The organism is Larkinella terrae (genome assembly GCF_009668025.1).
Taxonomy (GTDB): domain Bacteria; phylum Bacteroidota; class Bacteroidia; order Cytophagales; family Spirosomataceae; genus Larkinella; species Larkinella terrae.
On sequence record NZ_WJXZ01000012.1, the window covers coordinates 97,452 to 123,807 of the forward strand.

The following is a 26,356-nucleotide window of genomic DNA, read 5'->3' on the forward strand; positions in this document are numbered from 1 at the left end:
CATCATCTAAATTTAAGGTCAGAAAAATAGGCTCCTGGCTTTTTCGAAAGTCGGAAATCTGTTTCGGGGACATTGTACCTTGCAAGGCACTCGATAACAGCTTAATCTTCTCAGTTCGTGTTAGGAAAGACATTGTTGACGTTTGTGGGCATATGCTCTTAATTCCTCATCACTCATTGCTTCAAAATCAGGTAAAGGAGGGGGCATTATTCCCGTTTGCCGAAATACCTTTTGCCTGATTCGTTCATGTTCGGCCTTCAATTCTTCATCCGTCATTTTGGATGGGTCGCGCTCCCGGTTGTCATAAAGGGTATGTAATAGGAGTGTCTTGCCATTTATCAACTCATGCAGAATCTTCACTTTTTGCGAACGGCTAACCTGTGCAACTCTCATTTTTAATTCAATTTAGCCATTGCCTTATCTAGCAGGTCGTCAATCTGCTCATCAGTCAATGTAGACAGGTCAATTTTTTGTTCGCGTTGTTTGGGCAGAACATATTCTATGAATTTCAGGTATGCCATCACGCGGTCTTTGGGCTCTAACGACTCTAAGTCAGCTTGAATCGTATCAAACTGATTGTCGATCAAAGTAGCAATCTTGCTCTTTAAATCAGTGGATGTCCGGTTTGAGCTGCCAGGTTGCCTCCCTCCGGTTTTTTCGCGTCCTTTCTCAAATGGCATAGATATTCTATTTTTTGTCTACTTTAGAATAAGATGGTAAAAGATTATTCATTGAGACATAAAATCTTATGGATCTTTCGTTTAATCAATATACAAAAAAAACTAAAATCTATTCACTTAGGACATTCAATAAAAACTTAACTGATATAAATCAAGGAAAAAGCTTGATAGAGTAATCAATATTTCCAATAATAACAATTCCCCATCTAACATTCAATAATGTGAGACATCCGCTTTATGATGTCTCACATTATTGAATGTTATTTAGTATAACCTGTTTTATATTCTTTCAATTGAAAAAACTCTATCAAAAAACAATCCTAAAACACTTTAAAATGAGCTATACTAGTAATGCCTTTAATAATTATGCCTGCATTGTAATATTGATTTCACAAAGCTAGCTAGGCTTATTCGTAATGATTACGAATAAGATTCAAGACTTAAAGGCTAATCTATTCTTTTTTAAGTTTGCTTAAAATAAATAACTGCTCTCTAAAACTACTTATCCTATCTGCTATTATCATTCCTTCATCTGGAATACGCTTAGATGGACTTGAAATTTCAAGCCTTTCTAAGCGTGATTTAATCGACATACGAGCGTAAAAAAAACGCCACTTTTGTATATTTATTTGAGCCGCAAACCAAAGCATTTCATTTAAAGACATATTGAATTTAGGGACAAGTATTCTCACTGAACTGCCTCCATTTCCTCTTGCCATGAAACGCCAAGGCTGAATGTAAGCTTGCCCAAATGCAGTGACAGTTATCCCTCCATTAGCAAAGACTTGGGATTCTTCATCCTGAACAAGTCTTATTATACTATTTTGAGTATCACCACTAGAGATGTATGGACAGTTTCCTTCAGTATAATTCTTTTCTCCAGAGGACTTCCCATTATAAACTGAGAAAAAGTCACTAACGCGCCTAGTAGTAGATAAAGGAAAGTCAGGGAAATCTTTCCAAGCTTCTGCCGGATCTTCCAATACCTCGTCAGCTAATTCTGGAATGCTCGATATTGCCTGAAATAAAGACAATATCAAATTTTGTTCATGTAACTCAATTTCTCTTTCAGTAAGTTCAGGCTGGGGCAGCCATTGTTGTGGACTAAATTCTTGACCATTTAAAAGACTACTTCCTTTTATAGTAATCACCAATTCTGATGTGAATTGCTGCTTTCTTTTAAATGAATCAAAGCACCTTAATAACTCTGGGATCTGCGACCCTGCAGCTTCAACCCGCTTCCCTTTTAATTTATTGAATCCATCATTCCATATCCTACCCATGAAAACATTTTCATTTTCATCTTGAGGTATATGGGCTTTTGCAATCATTATTGATGAAGGAGCCGCTGTTGGATAAAATAAGTCTTCTGGAAGACTTATTACCCCAAGGAGAGTATGACTCCTAATGAATTTATTACGCCACATAGCGTTATCTTCATCTGCAAATATTCCGGCTGCAACTACAACCGCAAGTATGCCCTCTGGCTCAAGCGAATCCAAAGCAGCATCTATAAAATCTCGCTCTGGTTCTCCTTCTTGCGAGAAGGGAGGGTTTAAGAATGCCCGTGTAAATTGCCCTGCTACATTAGCCTTACTTTCTTCATCTAAACTATTAGCATTCTCTATATGACTTTTACCATCACCTCTAAAAAACATATTAAGTGTGGCCAAAGCCCAAACAGTGGGGTTTGTATCATAACCATACAATGACTGCTTTACTTTTTCAATAGCTTTAGGCCCCCTAGCAGTTGCCATCATTTTATCAAAAGCTGCTACTAAAAAACCTCCTGTCCCGCTTGCAATATCAATAACTCTATCCGTAATGCGTGCGTCTATTAAATCAACACAAAAACGTGTTATATGCCGTGGAGTAAAGACAATACCCAAGGCATTATTATCATATCCATACCTAAGGAAAGCTTCATAGAACATTCCTAAAAAATCTGTATCAGTTTGTAATACAGACCGAACATTCAAGCGTTTTAATATTGATATAATTCTTTGAATTTTAGGAGAAAGTCTTTCATAGTCATTGCCAGTCAAATGTAAAGCATCCTCTAACTTCTGCTTCTTATTGCCTAAATCTACGCTTTCAGTTATAGCATCATGGACTAGGTTATTTATAGACTCAAGCTCATTTCCAGTGGTAACATCTATCTCTCCTTGGTAAAGTGCAGTAACAATTGCTCCAATAACTTTGGGTCTCAATGGAGCCTCTATCTTAGCATGTCTTAATATAACAGATAGCTCAATAGCTGCATCAATAAATTCTGCGCTACTTGGAACAGTTACATTTGTAGTTGAATCATCTGCCTCTAGTGCTAACTCAACTTCTCTTCTTGATGGAATGGAAGTTAGTTGATAACCTCCAGATTTTAAGTAATCCCATCTAGAGTTCTTTTTGTACTTGACTATAATTAGAAAGCCGTTGTCTTCCTCTCCAGCTATCCCAACAGCGATTTTTATAGAATATTTACCAGTTGCATTTATCTGTTCTGCATACTCTATTGCCTCCTCAATAGCTTGGTTAGCTCTTCTAATTTCATTTTTGGCCTCAATAACGATCTTTGGCTCCCCACCCAAACATACCAAAAAGTCTGGGCGGTCTTGACCAAGTCCTATATCTGGAAAATGGCCTGTGATTTCTTGCTCTTCTAGAAAATCTCCTCCCTTTGATAAATGAGCAATGTTCCATCCTCTCCTACTGCTCAGTAATCTTGCAATATATCGTGTTCTGCTTTCTGCTCTTTTTCCTTTAGCCATTATTGGATTGTGTTTTACTGAAACAATTATTAAAAATTATCATTTTTGATTACACAGGGCCCCAGAATGGGGGCTTGCCTCTATTAGTTAAGGTGCAAGATAAGCCTTCACCTAAATCTTTAATATAAAAGTGCAAAAGGCCTGCGAAGTTACCCATGTTCTCTCGGGAAGGAATTCATCACAATTCACTCACGATACCTAAATGGACTGAACTATTTCCCAATTTTATTCAATAATGCAATAATTAAGGACAAAAGGGCTAAGTATAGTGAATAGGTCTTGCCAAACCAAAGCGAATTCCGTCACGAATGGTTTCTTGTGATTTACTAAAGTTCGGCCACTCACTCGCTACAATTTCCAACGCATATATAGCGTTTTGCTCATCGATCATACCCACTGCCACATAGCCGCCCGCAAGAATGGCGGCTTTCAATAGCGTTTCGTGCCGTTGGCCTTCAGTGGCATTTTGTGGGTTACGGACCAAACGGGCTAATAACTCATTTTGATCAATCGGTTTCATTGACCGATCCGGGAACGTTCGGAATGTCGTTTTTGAGACAGGGGTGTAAATCCCTTTCATCACCGTAGCGTTTTCATTTGTGTACGGATCGGCGTCGTAACTGACAAACCGTAAATCGGTCGGGTTGCCTCCTTTAGTAGCATCGAGTACAATTCCAAACCGCTCCCGGAACACCCTTTGCAAATACCGAAAGTGAGCAGCTAATTTTTCGGGGGTTTGGTCTTCCGGCAAACGCACCACAAACCAGAGTCCGCCCCGCACGGAGTAGGCACAAAGTAATACATAAGGTAATCGAGCCAGGTGTATTTTCAGTTCGGCCATATCAACACCGGGGTTATCTTTCCGGTCAATATCCCCCATCAGCATCGGCCATTGCTGTTTAATTTTTTGGGCAAATGTCGTATCACGTCGGCGGTGGTAAAGCAGGGCTACGGGTGTAATAGCGGGTAGCTGTTTCTTTGATTGTTCCTGCCTTGCAAGGTCGGTTTCTGAGCGTATGGCTTCAATAGTATGGCGGTAAAACCGGGTGCTGACAATCCGCCGTAAGGTTGTTTGCTGTGATGGTGTGTTGGCAAAGTGATTGCGCTGTTGATCGTACTCAAAAAAGCTAATCGGCACGTCCAAGAGATTGGGAAGTATCGAGTTCGGTTCCATACTGCTAACTGCTGAAATGGGTGCTAAATTGATTTTGGCAGGATAGAATAATACTGCCAACTGCTAAAGGCCATATAGGGGGTTTGGCAGTTGGCAGTATGGATTATGATAGCGGAGTCAGTTTGAAAAATTGATTCCGACTTTCTTTGTAATCGGTTAGACAGACGGCGCGGCCTTCATCATCAAACATGGGGGGCTGTTCGGTCATGATCGTTTTCAACCGGTCGCGGATGGTTGCGTTTTTGGCCTTAAATTCTGTTTCCAGGGTTGTCCAAACTTCGTTTTTGGGTAGTGGTCCTTCGGACAGTAAACTGATAAGCCGGTCGGCTATGTCCTCGGTATCGGCCTTGTGTTTGCGGTGGTTAATGTGAGCGGCTATCTGGCTGGCATCAGCCAGGATTAAACCCTTCTGTTCCTCACTGTATTGCAGGTAGAGGGGTTCGGGCCTCTTGCCTCTGCGTAACTTCAGATAACGCACCCGGATGAGATCCGTATCGTTGCCGCTGGCATCTTTCTCAAAGCCGATTTGTAGGGCGGTACTGGCTTTATTAGCCGCTTCTGTGCCGGTATGTCCCCTAGCTTTTTCAGTGCCAGGGTTCTGGTGAATAATCAGTAGAAACGTAGCGTCGTAATTATCGCAGAGGTTACCTAAAAAATCAAATAGCCTCATGGATTCTTTGGGGTCGTTAAAGTCGCCAACAGCATCGGTTACAACATCAATCAGGCAAAACAAATGCAGGGTAGTAGGCTCTCGAACGTGATGTATAAACGTTTCAATCGCTTTGAACCGCAATGACCGGTTTTCCCCTTTTATGGAAGTAAAGCGGAATTGTTGCGGTAGTTCGTCTAACCGATAGCCAGCCCGTTGCTTGATTCCCTGAATCGCAAAAGGCAGTTCCTCTTTTTGGTTGCGCTCAGTATCAATATAGCACACACAAAAGCGTTCCAGTGCAGCCCGTTGAAAGTCCAGAAATTGCGGGTCTTTTGTCTCATTCGTGGTTAACATCAAAGCCGCCAGCAATTCGGCCAATCGGGATTTGTGAGACCCAAAAGCCCCCTGAATGATATTGACCGTGCTACGCCCAATAATACCGATTTCATTCCGGCTAATCAAAGGTGTGCTGAATACAACGGGTTTGGTTGCAGCTACTCCCAAAGCATATTCTTTATCCAACAACCGTTGTAAAAGCAGGTCTTTTTCTTCAGGTTGTGACTGTTCTGGTTCCTCTGCGGTAAATGTATAATCAGCGGTTGCGGCCAACTCCTCATCAGTCATGTTGAAAATCGGCGGCTCTTTTGTATCTTTATTCTGTTCTGTAGTCATTTCAGAAAGAGATTGAACAGGGTCGATGCTGGCAGGTATCGACCCTGTTGGTTAGTGGAGGGACTCAAAAAGGCGAGGTTAGAAATTCGGCTTTGAACCAGTCGTAAAACCCCTGAAAGTTATCAGCCACATATACCCACGCTCCGGCTTGCTTAAGCTGAGTAATGGTCTGTTTTTGTACATCAGACAACCGGTCTTTTCCAACTTTGACTTCGACAAAAACAGCGTGGCCCTCGACTACCCCGAACACATCCGGTAATCCGGCCTTTTGTTGGGAACTGACAAACCTTTGCAGGTCGGTGCGGTAGGTTCCCGTACTGGCAAGGCGGGTGCTGAAATATCCAGATAAGTTGAGGTAGTCCACAATGCACCGCGTCAAGCCGTTGGCGTCGCGGTCATTGTATTTGCTAAGTGGTGTGTATTTAGCCGGAAAGCTGGGGTGTTTAGTAGCCTTACGCTGGTCGGCTAAGGCGTTAAGGTTTTGAAGGGCGGTCATATTTCCGGCCCTCCTCTCTCCTTTCGGTTTCCCTGCTCAACCCAGGCGATTAACTCAGTGCGGTTAAAATAAAGCCGGTTTCCGCGTTTCTTGTGAGGAATAGCCCTTTCCGAAACCAGTGTATAGATTCGGGCTTTACTTAGGCGGGTAATTTGTTCAGCTACCTCGATTCCACCGATTTGGTCGGTTATAACATTGTCAGTCGGTTGGTGGTATTTCAGTGCAATACTAACCGCTTCGACCAAAAGTGTTTTGAGTTGAGCCGGTGTGGTCAAAATCATTTCTTCTGCCATGTCCTAATGTTATTTGGTAAAACATGGCAGCAAGTTGGAAAGGTAAATATTGCCGTAATTGCCGTTAGCGCGTAGATGCAATTACGGCAATATCAGAGAAGCAAATTCTATCCTAAAGCGGTCATAAATGGCATTCTTCTCTCCAAATTGACGCCCTTCAGCTCCAAAGTTAAGATTTGGGAAGTAGGCATTAAGGAGCGGAACTAGTTGGCGACGATCTGAAACAATCCGAATCTTATTGCAGTATTCAAGCCTATCAATCCAGGCTACAAGGATTGACTTACTCCCTTTTCTGCCGATCCAATGTACTCCAGCCCCAATTACGGGTTGGCCGATCTTACGCAAGGCATCAACACATACCCCAATCTCTTGTTTGTCAAAGAATAAATCACTGAATGAGCTATACTGATTTGCAGCAATAGTTGATATAGTCTTATTTTCGGCACTTGAATTTATTGGATTGTGGTTATAATGTGGATTGTTAGTTATCCATCTACTAAAAGCATCCATTTCTGTTTTATATAATATTCCTCGATTTATAGCAAGGTCTGCCAATTTTATAACATGATCAAAAAATGGTTGTGCTGATTCTTTAGCTTTTAATTTATTGTAATACTTCTCAAATTGGAACGTAAGAAAAGGCACAATTTGGTTAGTATGGCATGAAGTAATAAAGGTAATAAAGGCTTCGTCTATATCTTTATCGGTCATCGGCACTTTCCTTCTCTCAGTGACATTACCAGCATCATCAGTAATTATTTCATCATTATTTACTTCTAAAGTATATTCTGATGAATTTGGGTGCCTAAATTTTGTGTGCCAAAGGAAAGGATGAAGATATGGGATTGGTTGGCCCTTATGGATATTAAATTGATGAACCAGTGATGTTATACCCCTTTGCATCTTTGCAGGATCATCAAAGCCAGGTACTACAATTTCAGCAACGACTTTTCCACCAATTTTCTCATTCTCTTCCTCTGTCTCATCTTTACTCGGTTTGCAGGAAGGAAAGACGTATTTTTTGAAATAATCCGGGTACTCACATGCCATATCTTCAAAACGGCTGATTATCCCGGCATAATAGCCGTATTGGTTTACGCTCTCATAATTTATTATTCGTGGAGTCCATTTCCTCCAGTAGTTCCAACCTCCTAGCCTTTTTTTAGAATGATAATACTGGAAATGTAAACCGTCTCCAAATTCTTTGGCTTCTGGACCAAATAGTATGCTTGGTGGCACCCGGTACCTACTGTCAAAATACTCGGCACCTTTCTTAAATCCTGTTACATAGCATTCTATGAACTGCGTTCCATTGACAGTCTCGATAGCTTGCGTTTCTGAATTCTTAACTTTTGCATTCTCTGATATTAAGAAAGCGGCCAACGGTCCAAGATAGACCCTTACATGGTTTCCAAAAGAGTTTATAGGAAAATACCCCTCTTCTTTAATCTGATCGGTTAGAAATTGACTGTCATAAGATTTAATAAATTCCTTGTCCAAACAATAACTAGTTTCTTCGTATGCTTTGGCTCGTAATGTTTGAACCCAGTTATGAGTTTGTTGCAACTTTCTTAAATATGTATAATATCTATAAGCTTGGTCTGCTTCAATGATTTTCATTAAACTCCCAAAGCTACTGAACCATTTATCCTGCTCCTTGGGGAACATGAGCACTATGCCACGTCTGCGTTCACGAAATGTCTTTATCTGCAGATTGAAATGAATGAACATTTCATCTAAAACTATACCAGGTTGCTCGTACTGGTTAATGACATTTTCTATTTCTTCTTTTAGAATTTCATCATGATCAATGGTGTTTGCAATCCGTTTGCAGAACTGTGCTTTCCGATGTGTATATGCTTTGTTAGCAGCTTCTGCCTTCTTTTCTGTAAACCAAGTCTTTTCTACATATTCATAAAAAAGCTGATTATTCAACTGCCATTCTTCAGGAGTCTGCGGCATAGTCGAAATAAATAAAGGCCAGTCAGTTAAGCCCGAAGGATGAAAAGGCAAAGAAGATACTGCGCAGTTCTTTACATCTTCATTTTCTATATTTTGGAAAAGGTATGTACATACGCCTGGGGCTGTATTCTCACAGGGGCCAGGATGAAAATTTTCAAGACAGAAAGTTATCCGATCTTCATAATTCTTTATCTGTTCAAACTCTATCTTAAGTTTTTCAACATTCGTCTGTTTTTCCATAGGAAGCTCATATTATAACAAAGCATCATAGGCCGAATCTACAATTTCTGATGCAAACGAATCCAAATAAATAGCGGTAACCGCTTCGGTCTTGTGTCCCATTGCCTGACTGATTACGGCGGTGTGTGTTCCTGAGTTTTTAAGGCTTGTTGCGAAAGAGTGACGAGCAACGTAGGTAGTAAGAGGTGTTTCAATACCTACAGAAGCGGCAATAGCTTTCAAATCGGCGTTTACCTGGCTTAGAATCTTATCAAGCCTATTTTTGGTTTGGGCAGGGGTTTTGTGAGTGGAGGCTTGAAGAATGTCAAAAACGTACTCTTTAGGTGCAGGTGTCGATAGGCGATAATGATTGAGAATTTCTAGTGCAGGGGCCACTAACCGAATGTTAAACTTACCGCCGGTTTTTTGTCTGATATACCGAAGCCTTGTACATCCTTTTTCATCACTATCGAAATTTGACCAACGGAGTTGGGCCAAATCAACAAAGTTGATTCCACCACAATAGAAGGAAAATAGAAATACGTGCTTTGCCCGGCGCAATCGCTCTATTTCTGCCGCGTTTTTGATAGTAGCCCATTTACCAGTATGGCGCGCCATTGGTTCAAAAGCTTCAATACGGCGTATTTCATCGCGCGAAATGGCTCGTTTCTCTGTGGATGTATCAAACTGACCAACACTAAACTTATATTTTTCAGCAACGTTTCGAGCAAATGGATAGTGTTCTGGTTTTGCTACCCCTTCTGCAATGGCTTTATTGATAACAGCTCTTAACGTTCGGAATAAAACGGAAATATAAGTATCACTATTCCCTCTGCTACGCTGCCACTGTTCGAAATCTTTGCACAACTTTACAGTTACCTGACTAAAGGGAACGTCTTCATTTTGAAGAAAAGTAGATAGCTGATTTCGGACGTTTCGGTAAACCCGCGCGTTCCCTAATTGCCTGGCCATAGTGAATGAAACGATCAGTTCATCCATGTACTTCAACAGTGACAAACTTCGCGCCTTTTTCCGTCCCTCAATAGCTTTGCTGGCAACAGTTCGGGTATTATGTTGTTCGTCCGATTCGGCTAGATCATTAGCGGCTTTAGTGTATTTGGTCTCCCATTCGACAAGCTTATCAATAAGTTTATCTCGATAACCATCTGGGAGATTTTTCCGAATGGCTTCTTTATAATTTGAATACTTCTCGTTCCAGTTTTTTGGATGCAGTGTTAAGCCAGTAGCGATGTAGGTACTTTTCCGGTCTTTGGTAATTCTCAGCCAAAACGGATGAGAACCGTCTTTAAGGGTTTTGGTAGTACGGTAAATTACCTTTACAGTTGCTTTACCTTCCTTGTGCGCTGTGGTTCGTGCCATATTGTTTATCTGCTGTTGTACTCGCTTTTTAGGTACAACATTAGGTACAACAAATATAATAAATAATGTTGTACCCACGATAAACGACTATAAGCAATATTTACATAAACTGCTGCATTACAGCATATTTAACAAATAATAACAACCAAAATTAATAAATATCATACAGCTTCCCAAGCTGCAGGTCGCGAGTTCGAGACTCGTCTCCCGCTCTTTTCGTACTCCCTGTAACTGAAGCACTTGACTGAAAAGCTGGGTGCTTTTTTAGGTTTAGATTAATTGGCTGTTGTAACCGGTTTCTAGCGTCCACTAATCAGTAATTTCTGAAGTTTCTTAAAGAGCGTTAATTGACGTTGTTGCCATTACTTTCAGATCCCTGACAAACAACGGTTTCACCGCTTAAAATGGAGTTTTTGCGCCACGTTTTGGGCGACTAGCTTGCCGTCCACTAAACTGGCGTTACAGCTAGGCCGATAATGAATGCCGCCGTATACTCTCGAATCAGCCGCTTCCTGAGCCGCCTGCTCGAAGGATTGGTAAGAGCGGACGCCGTAGCCCCGAAATGTGTAACATGAATCGGTAAAGGCGAAATTGGGACCAAACAATTGAGTGAGCGTTTGGGCAGCCGCTCCCGAGATTAAGGCATGGCCCGAGGGATACTCCGGGTGCGGAGGAGTAACGATCAGCGCGTTCCAGGTGGGTTGGTGAAGCACCGTGCGAATGTAAGTAATCGGACGCAGACCGTTGTACTTGTATTTCCCTTTAAAAATGCAGTACGTAGCCTCTCCGCAGGCCACACCCAACTGGGCAAAGTCCCGGGCGGCTACATCCAGTTTGGCTTTTCGGCTGGTCAGCAACTGGTGCAGAATCGCCATCCAGTGCCCACCCCCAAAGCTGGAACCGTCCGGATCATCGGCCCAAAATAAGGCAATCGCCTTTTGTTCAGGGGTTAAGTGCTGCGATATATCATACACTTCGCGGACTTGTTTGTAATAAGCGGATGCCGGATCTTCCGAATAGACAATGGGAGGAGCTTTATCCGTGCCGGCACCACTTCCGCTAATCATCGGGCGGCATTGCCCCCAGTTGCAAAGAGCCGCCGGAGCGAAGTTAGGTGGTGTGAGAACGTACTTACCCGCGCCCACGGGCAGCGTATAAGGAGTGTTGTTATCATAGCCGTCGGTTTTGGACCACTCCACCACCGCAGCCGCTATCTTTCGGCCAAACTCTGCGGATCGGCTTAACTCCTCTATGGGACGGGTCTTCTGATATAAGGCAAACCGGGCCGCTTCCAGTGAATCGATAGCGGTTTTATTGGCCGGGGATGTCATGGGGTAAAAGGCGCGGTTGAGGGTTGCCATAGCTGCATTTGCACATGTGGGCCAGTGGTAAGTGGCCCCCGGCGATACATCGGGCAAAGCCGGTAAACCGTTCAGTTGAGGGGCAATGGACTGATAACCTGCCATGCCCGGCACAAGGGCTTCATAAAGCGCCACGCCCGTATAAGCCAACCGCCGAATAGCAACCGGAGGAGCAGCCGGAGTGGTCTGCGTGATTCTTAGCTGGAGCGCCAACCAATCGGTAACCACATCAGCGGGGTACGTGGCGGCATCGGGACTGGGCACCCGGCGAGTTTTCGGGTAAGAGACGGCCAAAGGGCTACTGGCTAAGACGCCTAAAGCCACCAGAAAGACGCATGAAAGGCTACGTAGTGATTTCATTAAACGAGCAAATTAACGTTAAAAAAGACCAGAATGCTTTTAAACATGAATTGCAGGCATAAGTTAAGACCCTGACGATCATCTGTATAGACAACCGCCAGGACGCTTATCACTAAGTTTGGAAAAATTTATGGACGAGAGGCAATTTACTGTGTGACTAGTCAACCTTTTTAGGAAACGGCAATTTATCAGGGCCAAAACGGCAATTGCAATCCCGGCTTCACCCGACCCTCTCCCCGACCGATTTCCTGCGCCTTAATTAGCGTTTCAATACCTTCCGCGTGACACTCCGCATACCGCTGGTCGCCCGCAGCAGCAATACGCCCGCCGGTTGTTGTTGCACATCGAAAACCGGTCGTTCAATGGCTTTTGCCTGATCAATCTGCAACTGGTTTACCAATCGCCCGCTGGCGTCGGTCAGTTGAAGGCGTAAAGGTTGTCCTTCTGCTCCCCGAATTTCTACCTTCACCTGCTGAGCGACCGGGTTGCCCAAAACCGTTAGCTGAAGGCCCGAATCCGTTTCCGCCGACAACCGGGTCGGCGAGGGAGACGAACACGTCAGCGATTTTCCCGAATCCTTCAAATCGTAGGTGGAGCCCAGCACCCGGGCTCGAATGGACCGCGACACGCCATCTTTCAAAACCGCCGGTACATCAAAACTGTAGGCATGGGCGCCATTCCCCTTGTTGGCGTCTTTCAGGTCCTGCCGGTAAACGTTGGCGACCGTGCTGCCCCAAACCGTGTTGCCGGTGTAGAATTCAACGGAAACCGGCGTAGTCGGTTTGTTGCGATCCCAGACCCAACCTCGAATGGTGCCGCACTCGACTTTGTCCAGGTAACCGTCGAAACTCCCCGTTACGGCGCTCGTCGATTCTGGTAAAACCGTCAGGGGAAAACTAACACTATTCCGCTCAATGAAATCAGAGGCTTCGTAGGCCAGCACAAACGTTCCGGCCACTTTGGGCGTTCCGAAGATGATCCGATCGAAAGGATCGAATTCCAGACCGGCGGGCAAATTATACAAATCGTAAATTAGGTCTTCGCCTTCCGGGTCCGTAAAGGCCACCAGCGTTGCCGAGAACGGAACATTGACCTGCGCAGCCAGGGGCGCAATCAGGATGGTGGGCGTGGGCGGCACCGGCGGTGTATTCTGATTTTCAGAATCCCGGCCCGGCCGACAAACCAGGGCTTTCGGAGAACCCTTCAGAATGAAACCGCTATTCCGAACGCGGGCCGATAAACTGTGCAGCGCACCATCAATCAGACTTTGCGGAATCGAATAAACGAAGGCATGATTGCCATTTCCCTTCCCGGCGGTGAGCAGATCAGAGCGAAAATCCCCGGCCGTCAGGGTTCCGATCACGTTTGGTCCATCCAGAATCTCAACAGTTACCGGCGTATTGGGTTTGGTGCCGTCCCAGGCCCAGCCCCGGAACGTGGCACAATCGGCCCCGTAAACGTAGCCGTCGAACGTGCTCGCAGACGATGGTTTGACGATTTCCACAGCTGGGGTAATGGTCGCCGTGCAACTACCTCTGGTGCAGGTAATTGAATAAGTCCGGAACCCGATCACTGCCGTCGAAACGGGAATGAAAGGTCCCACGCCCTGCACGTTGTCCGGACTGGTCCAACTGATCTGTCCGGATTCACAGCCATTCACGGTAAGGATCACACCAGGGGTGTTTTGCAAAATGGAGGGCGCGTTCACGTTGGTCGTAAACGACAGGGATGGTGTTGTGCAGGGCGTCTCCCGCAAAGCGATCAACCAGTAATCAAAGTCACCTTTCGGTTCTTCCGTTTTATCCCCACTCACCCCGGAATTGGAATCGCCGAACAGGTAAAAATCGCCATTGGTACCCTGGAAAGCGCTAAATAGTCGATCCTCCCCGGCCCCGCCCAGGGTTTTATCCCATAACCAGGCGCCATCGGCTCCCAATTTCACCACCCAATAATCCCGGTCTCCCCGGCTATTTTCCGACTTGATCGCGTTGCGGTTCGAACGGGACAATCCTCCAACCAGAAAACCGCCATCCGACGTTTTGTTCAGGCTGAGTCCGTAATCATCCTCAGCACCCCCCAGGGTTTTATCCCAGACTTTATTCCCATTTGCATCGACCCGAACGACCCAATAGTCTACAAGACCCCAAGAATTCGCCGATTTTTCAAAACTTTGATTGGAACGCGAAATCCCGGCAATCACCATGCCACCATCCGGTGTAGCGACCCCCGAAACCGCGTTGTCTTCATTATCTCCGCCCAAGGTTTTATCCCAGATCTTGTTCCCATCCGCGTCTATTTTGACCAGCCAGTAATCACCAAAGTCAGGATAGGGCCCGCGCGCATTCTCGGTTTTGTCGCCACCGGCATTGGAATAGGACGCACCAAACAGCACAAATTTCCCGTCGGAAGTCGGAACAAGTCCCGAGACACTCTGAAAGGTCGGTCCACCGTAGCTTTTATCCCAGACTTTATTCCCTTCCAGATCGACCCGGACCACCCAATAGTCGCCTTCTCCCATCAAAGGGGCCGTCCGATCAGGATTTGGGGGCGATTGGGAGGTTCCGGCCAGCAGATAACCTTTATTTTCCGGCAGAACCGCTATCCCGTAGATATCATCCGGATAGATGCCCCCGAAAGTTTTGTCCCACTGTTTCGTGCCATTTGCGTCGATCTTAACGATCCAGAAATCGCCGTAACCCCGGTCATCCTCCGATTTATCATCGCCTTTATTTGAATCGGATGATCCTCCGAGCAAAAAACCGCCATCGGGTGACGCAACGATGGTATTTAAAATATCATAGCCGCTTCCTCCGTAGGTTTTATCCCAGAGTTTATTCCCGTTGGCATCGACTTTCACGACCCAGAAATCCTGCGCCCCCAACCCTTTTGATCCTTTATCGCCACTGATACCCGACGAGGAAGCTCCGCCCAGCAGAAAACCGCCCTCAACTGGCAGAATAATTCTTGCCTGGTCAAAATCGCTTCCACCGATGGTTTTATCGAAAACCTTGGTAACCTGCGCACTCAGGCAGGTACTCACAAGGAGGAATAATACCGGTAGCCACCGGCGATTAAAACGAGTACATAAAGGTTTTTTCATGATTGACTCGGATTTAGATGAATGAAACGGAGACTTTACTATTCACCCGCGCTATTGCTTCAGGATTTTCAAGCTCACGGTTTTGATTCCACTGCTGACCCGGAGGAAAAGGAGTCCGGCCGGTTGTTGCCCCACCGATAACGTTTGTTCGTTTTTGGCGTAGTAAATTTTTCTTCATGGAGTTGTACCCGACGTGGAGAATGTGGATTCCACAGTGCAAACTTAAAGAAGACCTTTCTGGTGGACTATCGCGATTTTCCCAAATACTATAACGATTTTCCCATCTGTTCAAAAAGCAGATTGTCAGCGTCCTAACACCCGTCCTTAAAAGATTGAATGGGAAAAAAGTGATCGATTTTGGGATAATCGTTATCGTATTTCAATCGGAAGGTAAGTAGGTTTACATTCGTCAGCGGTTTTTATCGACCCAGTTTTCCGGACTCATTTGGAACCCAGAGCGATTTTGATACATTAGCTAACAGAATGCAACCAGAACCACAAAGCTATGTCATTGAAATCGGAAGAGGACCTGTCGGGTATGCAGCAGATCAGCGAAATTGTTGGCTCAACCCTTAAGCGCATGCAACAATATGCCCAACCGGGGATGTCGACGCTTGAATTAGATCACTACGGCCGACAGCTGCTGGAACAGCACGGTGCCCGATCGGCACCGAAGCTTGCCTACGGTTTTCCGGGCTGGACCTGTATCAGCATCAATGAAGAAGTCTGCCACGGCATTCCCTCGGCGAAACGGATTCTTCGGGAAGGCGATTTAGTCAATATCGATGTATCCGCCGAACGGAACGGCTATTGGTCAGATAATGGTGGCTCTTTCGTCCTGGGGCGGGATATTCATCAGCATAGCGCTTTGGTCGAGGCCTCGAAGCAAATCCTGGCTAAGGCCATTAGCCGCATCCGGGGGGGTGTACAACTGGCCGAGATTGGGCGCCTGATTGAAACGGAAGCCCGGCGCAGCGGTTACCGGGTCATTAAGAACCTGGCCGGACACGGAATTGGCCGGGGCCTGCACGAAGAACCGCGCGAGATTCTTTGCTACTATGACCGGTCCAACAAAACACGTTTCCGAACGAACTCGGTGGTGGCGATTGAGACGTTTTTATCCACCAAAGCCACGTATGCGCAGGAAAAAGGAGATGGCTGGACCTTGATCGCCCGCGACAGCTTTGCCGTGCAGCATGAACAAACGATTGTCGTTACCGACAAACAACCGATCATTCTGACGGCTGCGAACCAATTATGGGATTAACGTCGCGATTAACGCGTTAATAGAAGGAGTGAACACGGGTGATTGAACGTAACCAAAGGGCTTGACTTCCCTTTTCCGGTTGGCTTGTTACAAAAACCGGTTTTAAATTTTGCTTGTCTCCGGTTTTTCGGGAGCTTATTTGGAGTAAACCGAAAATTTTTAAAAAATAATTTGGGGAAAATAAACTTTACTACGGCTTTTCTACTGAGCCTTGCTCTAGCTGAAAAACCGCTTCCGTCGGCGGCTCTCCGGGCCGTCCAACGATCGTCTTCACTCTCAATTTCCGGCCTTCCATCCACTATTACCAACCATCCATCACCCCCGGCTTGCGTCCTGCCAAATTGTCCTGTTCCTTGCAATATATAGGATCGAAACCGGCTAGGATTGATTTTTGCAGTACAATTAAAACATTGCCGTTGAAATTTTTATTATCCGTACAATATTCTTTTCAAAGTCCTAACTGCCTGATTTTATGAAACATCGCTATTCATACCACATCCGTATGTATTGAACCTGAGAAAAAAATGGATGCCATTTAATTTTCATTTGTAATTTTATGACGACGATGCCCGAAATTATGTCAGATACGCAACTCCAAGGGTATACAGACGAACAAAAGTACCAGGTCTTCAACAAGGAGTTCATGCCGCACATTGACTCCATGTACAACTTTGCCTTTCGCCTGACGATGGACGAAGATGACGCGAACGATCTGGTGCAGGATACCTATTTAAAAGCCTTCCGCTTTATCTCATCTTTCGAACAGGGAACTAACGCGAAAGCGTGGTTGTTCCGCATTCTGAAGAACAGCTTCATCAACGATTATCGCAAGAAAAGTAAAGAACCTGCGAAAGTCGATTACCAGGATGTAGAAACCACCTACAACTCCGATGAAGCAGCAGAAACCGAACACACCACGGATCTGAGGTTCGAAACAGTGCAGGATATGATTGGCGACGAGGTGGCTTCGGCCCTCAACTCGCTGCCGGTCGATTTCCGAACGGTTATTATTCTCTGTGACATCGAAGGATTCACGTATGAGGAAATGGCCAAGATTCTGGACATTCCAATCGGAACGGTTCGCTCACGGTTGCACCGCGCCCGGAATCTTCTGAAAGACAAGCTGAAAGAATACGCAGCTTCGATGGGGTACAACAAAAATGATGAATAACTGAAACTTTTTGGGATAGATACTTGGTTAATAGGTTAGTCTATATATTGTATAACAATTTCTGGAATAAATTAAATTTTTCCAATGTCAGGCACATTGCATTCATCGACTACGGTTGGTATGGAGGGTAGGCAAACGACTACCCCCAAGAAAGAAAGCTGCGATCAACAGGCTAAATGCCTGAAACGGATTCAGTCGATTCTGGACGGGGGAGCCACCGATGAAGAAAAACAGTATTTCAAGGATCATATTGAAGTTTGCCAGCCGTGCATCGATATGTATCACCTTGAAAAGTGTATCAAGGAAGCCCTTCAGGGCAAAGTTGAGAAAAAGTGCTGCCCCGAGAAGATTGCAGCCGCTATTCAGGCAGAAATTACTAAATAAGCGGTTTTGGAAGGCAAACTGATCATTTTTTCGGCTCCCTCCGGTTCAGGTAAAACCACCATTGTCAGGCACTTACTTGCCACTAATTCGAATCTGGGTTTTTCGATTTCCGCCTGTACCCGCGACCGCCGGGGCCGCGCTGAACAAAACGGCAAAGACTACTACTTTCTGACTCCCGAAGATTTTAAGGAAAAAATTGACAACGACGAATTCGTCGAGTGGGAAGAGGTGTATGTCGGTGCGTTCTACGGAACGCTGAAATCGGAGATCGAGCGCGTCTGGCGCAGCGGCAAACACGTGTTGTTCGATGTGGACGTGCAGGGCGGTTTGAAGCTTAAAAAATACTATGGCGACAAAGCGCTGGCGATTTTTGTAAAAGTGCCCGACGAAGAAACGCTCCGGGAACGCCTGCTGGGACGAGGTACCGAAACCGAGGACAGCCTGTCGAAACGGCTGTTTAAAGTCCACTTCGAAATGAGTTTTCAGGACCAGTTCGACGTCATTCTGGTCAACGATGAGCTGGAAAGCACACTAAAAAAGGCCCAGAAACTGACGGATGATTTCCTGCAAAACGACATCATTCCGAAAAAGGCAACCGTCGTATAACCGGGTGGTTAGCGTGAAACCATTCCGCTCATGAAAATTGGCTTGTTTTTTGGCTCCTTCAACCCGGTTCACATTGGGCACCTGATTATTGCCAATACGATGGCCACCACGACCGATCTGGAGCAGGTCTGGTTTGTGGTTTCTCCGCAAAATCCGTTCAAAAAAAACAAAAGCCTGCTGCACGAGTTCGATCGCATCGACCTGGTGGAGCGGGCTATTGCCGATAATTCGAAACTCAAAGCGACCGACATCGAGTTTTCGATGCCCCGCCCCAGTTACACGATCGATACGCTCACCCGGCTTCAGGAAAAGTACCCGCAGCACCAGTTTAAGCTCATCATCGGTGGTGACAATCTGGCCCAGTTTCCCAACTGGAAGAACTACGAAAAAATTCTGGAGTATTTCGGCCTGTACGTCTACCCCCGCCCCGACAGCGAACCCAGTCCACTGGAGCAACACCCCAACGTCCGGTTTGTGCAGGCCCCGTTGCTGGATATATCCGCGACGTTTATCCGCGATTGCCTCAAAAATAACCGCTCGATTCGCTACCTGGTGCCGGATGTGATCGGTGAAATTATTGAGCGAAAGAAGTTTTATCTGTAACCCCGCTGGCAGAAAAGTCTGATTTCGCCGGTTTGTACTCGGCGGTTTTTACTGACACGGGTCTGTCAGCGAATGGTGCTGCGGATTCGGCTGAGATGGCGCGGTGTGACGCCCAGGATCGACGCCAGGTATTGCAGCGGAATCTGCTGTAAAAGGTGGGGTTCGTTTTTGAGCATTTTCGCGTAGCGCTGCTCGGCGGTAAGGGCAATCAGATCGTGGCGGCTGGCGTCAATACCGCAAATCGAATGCTCCAGTAAATTGATGTAAAAATCCTTGAATTTTGGTATTTCGTTGACCAGCCTTTTGAGATTTGGCTTGCTGATCATGCTCATGCTTCCGTCCGTTAAAGCCCGGACATTCTCGAGCGCGGGCGCTTCGCTGACAAAACTTAATACCGACGCAAAAAATGTATTTTCGATGGAAATATAAGTCGTTATTTCTTCGCCATCTTTCAATACGTAATACTGAAACATTCCGCTTTCCACAAAACCGATGTGTCGGCTCGTTTTACCTTCCTCAACAACCCGATCGTTTTTCCTGAATACGTGAAGCTCGAATGCGCTCAGAATTTTGTCCAGATCGTCTCCCGAAAAACCCATTTTTTCAAAGTTTTTTTTCAGCTTTTCCATAAGACGGTTTTCGTAGTAAAGACGTATTTATAGGCAGGTTCTGTGGTTTAAATCGATCGTGTTTCGCGGTTATTTTTTCTTTTTAGACGCTTTAGCGTGTTTATTAAAATCCAGTGACAGGTTAATCCAATAGTCAAAATCCGCCTGGGTTCTCAGTCCCGTATCATCCACCAGAATGTAGCCAATCATCGGCCGATTCGTGAAATCCATCGTTCGGGCTCCGGTTTTTTCGACCAGCGTTTCGTGTTGAGCCGGATCGATCCGACACATGAGTTCGTCCTTGATGATTCCGACGCACATCTTGTCGTTATACATCACCACCAAACCGCCCATCATTTCTTTTTCTTCCACATTGGGCAGCTCGGCAAATCGTTCCCGAATCCGGTTTGCTAACTTTTCATTGTAGGCCATAATCGGAATAAAGTCATAAAACCGTTGATAAGTAAGTGCATAAACTTACTTGAAATGCCTGAATTTAAGACCGGTTTTTGCCTGATTAATTCGTCGGCTTTTGAGCTAAAACCGGTGATGCGGTTTCATTGAAGAAGAAGCAATAACTAAGGTCGCCCGCGCTGAAACGTAATTTCCGTTACCAAACCGATGGCGCTGATGCGCAACGCCACCGAGCGGCTGTCGGTTTTCACTTTGGGGTCCTGGCAGTGAGCGCCGGGTTCGAGGAAATAAATATAGAATTTCTGGTTGCGATCGTCCAGTTGTTCGCTGTCCGGCCGACCCAGTATTTTGGCCACTTCGTTCGCCGACTGACCTTTCAGTTCCTGTCGAACGATCTTAAAATCATCGATCTGTGCCGTCCTGATGCCCTGACAACCACCCCGGTCGCCCCGCCATTTGAGCAAATCCAGGTCGCCAATCCGATCCGGTGGAGGGGAGCAGCTTGAGGCAATGAATAATGAATAATGAACAATAAATAATGAAAGGAAAAACCGGCGGCTCAGTTTTGATCTACGCGCTGTTAATTGTTCATTGTTCATTGTTCATTATATATTGTTTGCAGCAACACCTGGCCGACGGCTTTGAGCGTGCTGCGGTCGATGTTGTCCATGTCGTCGTGGGCGGTGTGCCAGTCTTTGAAGAAACTGCCGGATTCGACTTTCAGGTGAATGATATCGACCATCGGGATTTTCCCGACCCGATTGACCGGCAAATGGTCGTCGGTAATGGCCGGACCCGACTGGCCCGTATCGACGAAATACTGGTTGTAGCCCATGCTACTGGCGGTTTCCCAAATCCGGTTGGTGACGGTTGGGGCATATTGCATCGAGTTGCCTTCCTTGAGAAACGTCGCTCCTTTCGCGCCGACCATGTCCAGCAAAACACCGTAATAGGCCGCATAACCCGGTTTGTGTTTGTTAGCCGCCCAGTATTGCGACCCCAGGCAAAAACCGCCGTATTCGTCTTTCGCCAGTTCGGAATTCCCCCAATCCTCGGCATCGAAGAAAATAAAATCAATGCCAACATCCGGTTTGGTTCCGGCTTTTTGAATCGTACGGGCCATTTCGAGCAAAATTCCAACGCCACTGGCACCGTCGTTAGCACCCAAAACCGGTTTGGTTTTCACCAGGCTATCCTGATCGGAAAACGGGCGCGAATCCCAGTGCGAAGCCAGCACAATACGCTTGGCCGCCTGCGGATTGATGCTGCCGATGATGTTGCGGGCGTTCAGTTTCAGGTTGTCGTAGGTGGTCGCCGTAAAGTTTTGCACCGTCACTTCGCAACCGAATGCCTTCAGCGACGCAATCAGGTAGTCGCCACAACGCCGGTGCGCATCCGTATTGGGTACCCGTGGGCCAAACGCGACCTGCTTTTCAACGTACGAATAAGCCGAATCGGCGTTAAAAGCCGGAGCCGTCACCGTTTTGACTTCGGTGGCCTGGCTTTCCTGCTGATCCTTTTTTTTGCTCTTACAGGCGCTGACGGTAATCACCGCAGCCAGCCAAAAGAGAACGATGGTCCTGTTTAGGCGCATATTCTACCGATAAGTTGACTATTCTTCGTAAGCCCAGTCGATCCGGTGCTTCATATCTTTGATCGCCAGCCCCTGCGCCTTGAAATAGGAACGGACCTGATCGACCTTATTGTACTGCTTCTGCTCTTTATATTCCCGATATAACGTCAGCATGCCGTCTAAAACCGCACTGCTCTCCGTTTTTTCTTCGATCAGCCCCAGAACGCTTTCCATAAACTGGACGAACGAGTCTTTCAACTGATTGAAAACATCCTCTCCCAATGCCGCCGGCTGAAGTTGGTTCAGATACAGCATATTGACGTATTTCAGTAACGCAAATAACTGGGCAATTCCAACGGCCGTGTTCAAATCGTCGTTCAGGGCGCCGTAGAAATCGTCGATGGCTTTCTGAATTTCCTGCTGTTTTTTTTCATCGACCGCAACGTCGTCCGCGGCTGTGTAGGTCAGCATCTTCGCAATCCGCAAACCGTTCGCCAGTCGTTTGTATCCTTTGTGGGCGGCTTTCAGTGCTTCGTTCGAAAAATCGAGCGTGCTCCGGTAATGCGACTGCAACATAAAAAACCGCACCGTCATCGGGCTGTACGGCTGTTCGAGCAGGTGGTGGGTGCCCGCAACCAGTTCCGAAGGCAGAAAGGAATTCCCCAGCGATTTCGACATTTTCTGGCCGTTTACCGTCAGCATGTTGGAGTGCATCCAGTAGCGCGCCGGTTCTTTGCCGTAAATGCTTTGCCCCTGCGCCACCTCGCATTCGTGGTGCGGAAATTTCAAATCCATTCCCCCGCCGTGGATATCAAATTGTTTACCCAAATACTTGGTACTCATGCAGGTACATTCCAGGTGCCAGCCCGGAAAACCGTTGCTCCAGGGCGATGGCCACCGCATGAGGTGATCGGGAGCGGCTTTTTTCCAGAGCGCAAAATCCAGCGGATTTCGTTTTTCGGATTGCCCGTCCAGATCGCGGGTTTCGTTCAGTAAATCTTCCAGAATGCGACCGGACAATTTGCCGTAATTGCCGCCTTCCTGGTTGTATTGCATGATGTCGAAATAAACCGACCCGTTCGATTCGTACGCCAGCCCCTTGTCGATCAACGCCCCAACGGCTTCAATCTGCTCCACCATGTGGCCGGTTGCGGTTGGTTCGATGCTGGGCGACAGCAGGTTAAACATCGCGGTTACGGAGTGAAAATCATTCGTATACCGCTGGACAATCTCCATCGGTTCGATTTTCTCCAGCTTCGCCATCCGCCCGATTTTATCCTCGCCGTCGTCGCCGTCGCCCACGAGGTGGCCCACATCCGTGATGTTGCGGACGTACCGAACTTTATAACCGATGTGCGTCAGATACCGGAACAGGGTGTCGAAGGTCAGAAAGGTGCGAACATTTCCTAAATGCACATAATTATAAACCGTTGGTCCACAAACGTATAAGCCTACATAAGGCGAAATCAGCGGTACAAACAGTTCTTTCCGGCGGGTAAGCGTATTGTATAATTTCAGCGGTTGTGTCGGTGTTGTCATCCTTCAATCGGTCGATCCGCTCCTGCGGTCATTTTCGAGCCACAAATCTACACAATGTTCGTCGGAAGTCAGCGCATTGTGACAAGTGGCAAATGCTGTACTTTTCCTATCTTCGCACCTTCATGTCAACACCGTACCAACGGATTATGTTGGTAAGTTTGTTCATTTTCCTTTAGTTTACCATTTCAATTTACACTGTATTTACCCCATCAGCATGAGTTTGTTAACAGTTGGTTCAGTGGCTTTCGACGCGCTGGAAACTCCTTTTGGTAAAACCGATAAAATCATCGGTGGAGCCGCCACGTACATTACGCTGTCAGCATCGTATTTTACGAATGAAAATAATCTGGTAGCCGTCGTCGGCGACGATTTTCCGCAGGAAATGATCGACATTCTCAAAGATCACGGCGTCGATACAACAGGGCTGGAAATCCGCCCCGGCGAAAAGACGTTTTTCTGGTCGGGCAAATACCACAACGACATGAATTCGCGGGACACGGTGGATGTTCAGCTGAATGTCATGGAGAATTTCAACCCGATTATCCCTGAACAATACAAAAACTGCGAGTTTCTGATGCTGGGCAATACCGCCCCCGCGATCCAGAAAATGGTCATCGAGCGGTTGCCAAACCGTCCGAAACTGATCATGCTCGATACGATGAATTTCTGGATGGACGTCGCCTGGGACGACCTGATGGAAGTGATCAAGCTGGTGGACGTCCTGACAGTCAACGACGAAGAAGCGCGTCAGTTATCCAAACAATATTCGCTCGTGAAAGCCGCAGCCGTCATTCAGTCGATGGGCCCCAAAACCGTTATTATCAAAAAAGGTGAACACGGCGCACTGCTTTTCAACGGCGACAGCATCTTTTTTGCCCCGGCCCTGCCGCTGGAGGAAGTGTTCGACCCCACCGGCGCGGGCGACACGTTTGCGGGCGGTTTTATCGGGTATCTGGCCAGCACCAACGATGTGTCGTTCAACAACATGAAGCGCGGCATCATTTACGGCTCGGCAATGGCCTCTTTCTGCGTCGAGAAATTCGGTGCCGAGCGGCTTTTCAACCTGACAACCGACGAAATCAACGAGCGCGTCGCGAAATTTGTGCAGCTGTCGGCCTTTGAAATCGCCTAAATTTCTGAACCGGGATTCCGCGGATTAAAGGATTAACCAGGATTGCTTCCGCTGTTTTTTAATCCGAAGGATAATTCCCTTTAATCCTTTAATCCGTGGAATCCCGGTTCAGACTGTTTTATCTTCTTCACGGTCGACCAGGCGGTTTTTCTCAGTTGAGCCGCAAAATCGGCGGGAACCGTTTCGGGCACAAATTTTAGATTGACCGGCGATTCCCCGAACAGAAAACCGTACCAGACCAGCGAGCCCAGGTAACATCCGGCGGGGCTGGCGTGGTGGGAATCGAACTCCAGTTTTGCGTTGTTCCAGCGGTAACCCATGTGCAGCGAGTGATCCTGATTGGGCAGATTGGGCGGTTGCGGTTTACTGAAATCAAAACCGGTATCCTTCCGATACCCCCATTTACGATCCGAACTCAGTTGCCAGAACGCGTCGCCGGTTGGAATAATCGGCGCACCAAGCTCACGGGCGATGGTGTGATAAGCCTCCCGCGATTTTTCCCACATTTCCTTTTCACTCTGAGCCAGTTTTCCGGTTGCAACCTGACCAAATCCGTCGGCGTCGGAGCGGTAGGCCCACGTCTGATGAAACACAATTTTGGCCGAAGGCTGCAACTTCCGGATGTAGTCGTACAGTTTCCTGGCGTAAGGCCGGTAGGTTTCGACATCGCCGGAAAGCATGGAATATTGCTGCAGCGTAACCACGTCCCAAACTCCTTCGGACAGGAGCATTTTCAGGGATTTTCCGTTGTACGCTTTCCCCTTCGGATCGTCCGGATTGGCCTCGGCGGCTTCCGCAAGTTCCCAGTGCCGTTGCAGCGAACAACCGCCCAATTCGGCCCGCCCGATGGTCAGCGGATGCCCGCCCTCTTCGCTCAATTCCCGCAGGTACCGGGCCGCGTTGCCGGAAAAACTATTCCCGATGATAAAAAGATGCAGCGGTTTTCCGTTCTTTTTTCCGTCGGCAGAAACCGGGGCTGCGGTTTGCGAAATCGCCAGGTTACCGGTAAAAAGCAACAGAAAAAAAACGAAGACAGCGGAGAATTTAGGAAATCGAAGCACGGGTTTTACAGTTTCAGGGAAGACAAGTCAACGCCAGACAAAGGCCGGAAAGCCGGTTTTATACTAACAGAAACGGAAAGACGCCAGACGCCGGTGCTTATTTTCCCGGGAACAAATACTTCGTTACAATCACGAAAAAAGCTGTTACATTAATCGTCGTGGAACCGATCAGGGCAATCGTAACTGCCTGAGGAATATCAAGTAAGTGCAGTCCTTCGGCAATGATAATGCCCAGGATCACGAACAGCCACATGACCACCATCCAGAAAATCCGCTGGGCAAATTTTTTCCGCTCCTGAATGTCCTGCGTCAGACCCAGCAACCGGGTCCGGCGTTCTTCCTGGTCGTACTGGTCGAATTCGTTCCGCGAAAGACCGCTGTTGCGCGGGTCGGTCGACGACGATTCGATCAGCTTCCGGAAGTTTTCTTTCGCCTTTTCGCTGCCTTCACTCTCCGACATCTCGTCTGATGATTTCGGTGAAATAGTCTTTAATCACTTCATTGTCGATGGGTTCCTGGTCGATGACGCCGTCGCCGTTGCGGCTAACGGATTGAAACCAGGGCGATCCTTCAATGTGCGTCCAGTTGGAGAGCTGAATGGCGTTGTAATCTTTGGCAATGTCCCAGGCAAAATTGATGGAATCCTCCGCCTGCGGGTCAAGCTCATCGTCCCAGTCGCTCTGGGGAAAGGGTGTAGTAATGGGATTATTGCCAAACCGCTTGAAGCGGGCATAGACATCGGGAATCACCGGACCATACGACCAGGCCATGACCTGTTCGGCAATCAGCGGTTTTTCGTGACGAGCCAGGTGCAACCCGTGCGCCATGTAGATGAGCTTCTGCAACTTCATTGGCGTCAACGGTCGCCCCTGGGCGATACCCTT

General features: G+C 46.9%; 26 protein-coding genes. 6 read left to right on the forward strand and 20 right to left on the reverse strand.

Going from position 1 to position 26,356, the window contains the following annotated elements:
- Window positions 1-120: 120 nt before the first annotated feature.
- From GJJ30_RS18860 to GJJ30_RS18915, 12 genes are all read right to left on the reverse strand, one after another.
- Entirely contained in the window at window positions 121-393 is a 273-nt protein-coding gene (locus tag GJJ30_RS18860; RefSeq protein WP_154176739.1) for a hypothetical protein, read from the reverse strand.
- A gap of 2 nt (window positions 394-395) precedes the next feature.
- Window positions 396-680: a hypothetical protein gene (locus GJJ30_RS18865; protein WP_154176740.1), complete on the reverse strand. Its 285-nt coding sequence runs from the start codon at window positions 678-680 to the stop codon at window positions 396-398.
- Between the two features lie 452 nt (window positions 681-1,132).
- Window positions 1,133-3,445 carry an N-6 DNA methylase gene (locus tag GJJ30_RS18870; protein ID WP_154176741.1) on the reverse strand — a complete coding sequence of 771 codons (2,313 nt, stop codon included), beginning with the start codon at window positions 3,443-3,445 and terminating at the stop codon, window positions 1,133-1,135.
- Between the two features lie 259 nt (window positions 3,446-3,704).
- Window positions 3,705-4,619: a BT4734/BF3469 family protein gene (locus GJJ30_RS18875; protein WP_154176742.1), complete on the reverse strand. Its 915-nt coding sequence runs from the start codon at window positions 4,617-4,619 to the stop codon at window positions 3,705-3,707.
- 103 nt (window positions 4,620-4,722) lie between these two features.
- A complete protein-coding gene (locus tag GJJ30_RS18880) occupies window positions 4,723-5,943 on the reverse strand; it encodes an AAA family ATPase (RefSeq protein ID WP_154176743.1) in 1,221 nt (406 codons plus the stop codon).
- 64 nt (window positions 5,944-6,007) lie between these two features.
- Window positions 6,008-6,439, reverse strand: coding sequence for a VRR-NUC domain-containing protein (locus GJJ30_RS18885; protein ID WP_154176744.1), 432 nt, complete (start codon window positions 6,437-6,439; stop codon window positions 6,008-6,010).
- The gene (locus tag GJJ30_RS18890; protein ID WP_154176745.1) at window positions 6,436-6,732 is read right to left on the reverse strand and encodes a helix-turn-helix domain-containing protein; all 297 of its coding nucleotides are present in this window, start codon (window positions 6,730-6,732) and stop codon (window positions 6,436-6,438) included. Before GJJ30_RS18890 ends, GJJ30_RS18885 begins: the two co-directional genes overlap by 4 nt.
- Window positions 6,733-6,813: 81 nt before the next feature.
- On the reverse strand, window positions 6,814-8,934 hold the full coding sequence (locus tag GJJ30_RS18895; RefSeq protein WP_154176746.1) for a hypothetical protein: 2,121 nt from the start codon (window positions 8,932-8,934) through the stop codon (window positions 6,814-6,816).
- Window positions 8,935-8,946: 12 nt separating this feature from the next.
- The gene (locus GJJ30_RS18900) at window positions 8,947-10,293 is read right to left on the reverse strand and encodes a site-specific integrase (RefSeq protein ID WP_154176747.1); all 1,347 of its coding nucleotides are present in this window, start codon (window positions 10,291-10,293) and stop codon (window positions 8,947-8,949) included.
- Between the two features lie 392 nt (window positions 10,294-10,685).
- Window positions 10,686-12,014: a vanadium-dependent haloperoxidase gene (locus tag GJJ30_RS18905; protein WP_154176748.1), complete on the reverse strand. Its 1,329-nt coding sequence runs from the start codon at window positions 12,012-12,014 to the stop codon at window positions 10,686-10,688.
- 259 nt (window positions 12,015-12,273) lie between these two features.
- On the reverse strand, window positions 12,274-15,054 hold the full coding sequence (locus GJJ30_RS18910; protein WP_154176749.1) for a T9SS type A sorting domain-containing protein: 2,781 nt from the start codon (window positions 15,052-15,054) through the stop codon (window positions 12,274-12,276).
- A gap of 73 nt (window positions 15,055-15,127) precedes the next feature.
- Window positions 15,128-15,292 (reverse strand): hypothetical protein, encoded by a 165-nt coding sequence (locus GJJ30_RS18915; protein ID WP_154176750.1) that lies wholly within the window; start codon window positions 15,290-15,292, stop codon window positions 15,128-15,130.
- 327 nt (window positions 15,293-15,619) lie between these two features.
- On the opposite strand from GJJ30_RS18915, the gene map reads away from it, so the two are divergent.
- The 5 genes from map to nadD all read left to right on the forward strand — a co-directional run bounded on the left by map (window position 15,620) and on the right by nadD (window position 19,145).
- A complete protein-coding gene (gene map / locus GJJ30_RS18920; RefSeq protein WP_154176751.1) occupies window positions 15,620-16,381 on the forward strand; it encodes a type I methionyl aminopeptidase in 762 nt (253 codons plus the stop codon).
- Window positions 16,382-16,937: 556 nt separating this feature from the next.
- Window positions 16,938-17,552, forward strand: a complete 615-nt coding sequence (locus tag GJJ30_RS18925) for a sigma-70 family RNA polymerase sigma factor (RefSeq protein WP_038120200.1) — start codon at window positions 16,938-16,940, stop codon at window positions 17,550-17,552.
- 84 nt (window positions 17,553-17,636) lie between these two features.
- Window positions 17,637-17,936 carry a hypothetical protein gene (locus GJJ30_RS18930; protein ID WP_229313241.1) on the forward strand — a complete coding sequence of 100 codons (300 nt, stop codon included), beginning with the start codon at window positions 17,637-17,639 and terminating at the stop codon, window positions 17,934-17,936.
- 6 nt (window positions 17,937-17,942) lie between these two features.
- A complete protein-coding gene (gmk, locus tag GJJ30_RS18935) occupies window positions 17,943-18,542 on the forward strand; it encodes a guanylate kinase (RefSeq protein ID WP_154176752.1) in 600 nt (199 codons plus the stop codon).
- Window positions 18,543-18,572: 30 nt separating this feature from the next.
- The gene (nadD, locus tag GJJ30_RS18940; RefSeq protein ID WP_154176753.1) at window positions 18,573-19,145 is read left to right on the forward strand and encodes a nicotinate (nicotinamide) nucleotide adenylyltransferase; all 573 of its coding nucleotides are present in this window, start codon (window positions 18,573-18,575) and stop codon (window positions 19,143-19,145) included.
- Between the two features lie 65 nt (window positions 19,146-19,210).
- On the opposite strand, the gene GJJ30_RS18945 is transcribed toward nadD, so the two are convergent.
- From GJJ30_RS18945 to cysS, 5 genes are all read right to left on the reverse strand, one after another.
- A complete protein-coding gene (locus tag GJJ30_RS18945) occupies window positions 19,211-19,774 on the reverse strand; it encodes a Crp/Fnr family transcriptional regulator (protein WP_154176754.1) in 564 nt (187 codons plus the stop codon).
- A gap of 69 nt (window positions 19,775-19,843) precedes the next feature.
- Window positions 19,844-20,185, reverse strand: a complete 342-nt coding sequence (locus tag GJJ30_RS18950) for a TfoX/Sxy family protein (protein WP_154176755.1) — start codon at window positions 20,183-20,185, stop codon at window positions 19,844-19,846.
- Window positions 20,186-20,331: 146 nt separating this feature from the next.
- Window positions 20,332-20,766 carry a hypothetical protein gene (locus tag GJJ30_RS18955; RefSeq protein WP_229313242.1) on the reverse strand — a complete coding sequence of 145 codons (435 nt, stop codon included), beginning with the start codon at window positions 20,764-20,766 and terminating at the stop codon, window positions 20,332-20,334.
- Complete coding sequence (locus GJJ30_RS18960) at window positions 20,763-21,761, reverse strand: M28 family peptidase (protein ID WP_154176756.1); 999 nt, start codon at window positions 21,759-21,761, stop codon at window positions 20,763-20,765. Before GJJ30_RS18960 ends, GJJ30_RS18955 begins: the two co-directional genes overlap by 4 nt.
- Before the next feature lie 18 nt (window positions 21,762-21,779).
- Entirely contained in the window at window positions 21,780-23,279 is a 1,500-nt protein-coding gene (cysS, locus tag GJJ30_RS18965; RefSeq protein ID WP_154176757.1) for a cysteine--tRNA ligase, read from the reverse strand.
- 214 nt (window positions 23,280-23,493) lie between these two features.
- Between cysS and GJJ30_RS18970 the strand changes: the two genes are divergently transcribed.
- Window positions 23,494-24,411, forward strand: a complete 918-nt coding sequence (locus tag GJJ30_RS18970) for a PfkB family carbohydrate kinase (RefSeq protein WP_154176758.1) — start codon at window positions 23,494-23,496, stop codon at window positions 24,409-24,411.
- 80 nt (window positions 24,412-24,491) lie between these two features.
- Here the strand turns inward: GJJ30_RS18970 and GJJ30_RS18975 are convergent, their stop codons facing one another.
- The 3 genes from GJJ30_RS18975 to GJJ30_RS18985 all read right to left on the reverse strand — a co-directional run bounded on the left by GJJ30_RS18975 (window position 24,492) and on the right by GJJ30_RS18985 (window position 26,323).
- The gene (locus GJJ30_RS18975) at window positions 24,492-25,472 is read right to left on the reverse strand and encodes a DUF4886 domain-containing protein (RefSeq protein ID WP_310588332.1); all 981 of its coding nucleotides are present in this window, start codon (window positions 25,470-25,472) and stop codon (window positions 24,492-24,494) included.
- A 97-nt stretch (window positions 25,473-25,569) separates the two neighbouring features.
- Window positions 25,570-25,932 carry a hypothetical protein gene (locus GJJ30_RS18980; protein WP_154176759.1) on the reverse strand — a complete coding sequence of 121 codons (363 nt, stop codon included), beginning with the start codon at window positions 25,930-25,932 and terminating at the stop codon, window positions 25,570-25,572.
- On the reverse strand, window positions 25,919-26,323 hold the full coding sequence (locus GJJ30_RS18985) for a Panacea domain-containing protein (RefSeq protein ID WP_205880585.1): 405 nt from the start codon (window positions 26,321-26,323) through the stop codon (window positions 25,919-25,921). Before GJJ30_RS18985 ends, GJJ30_RS18980 begins: the two co-directional genes overlap by 14 nt.
- Window positions 26,324-26,356 lie beyond the last annotated feature (33 nt).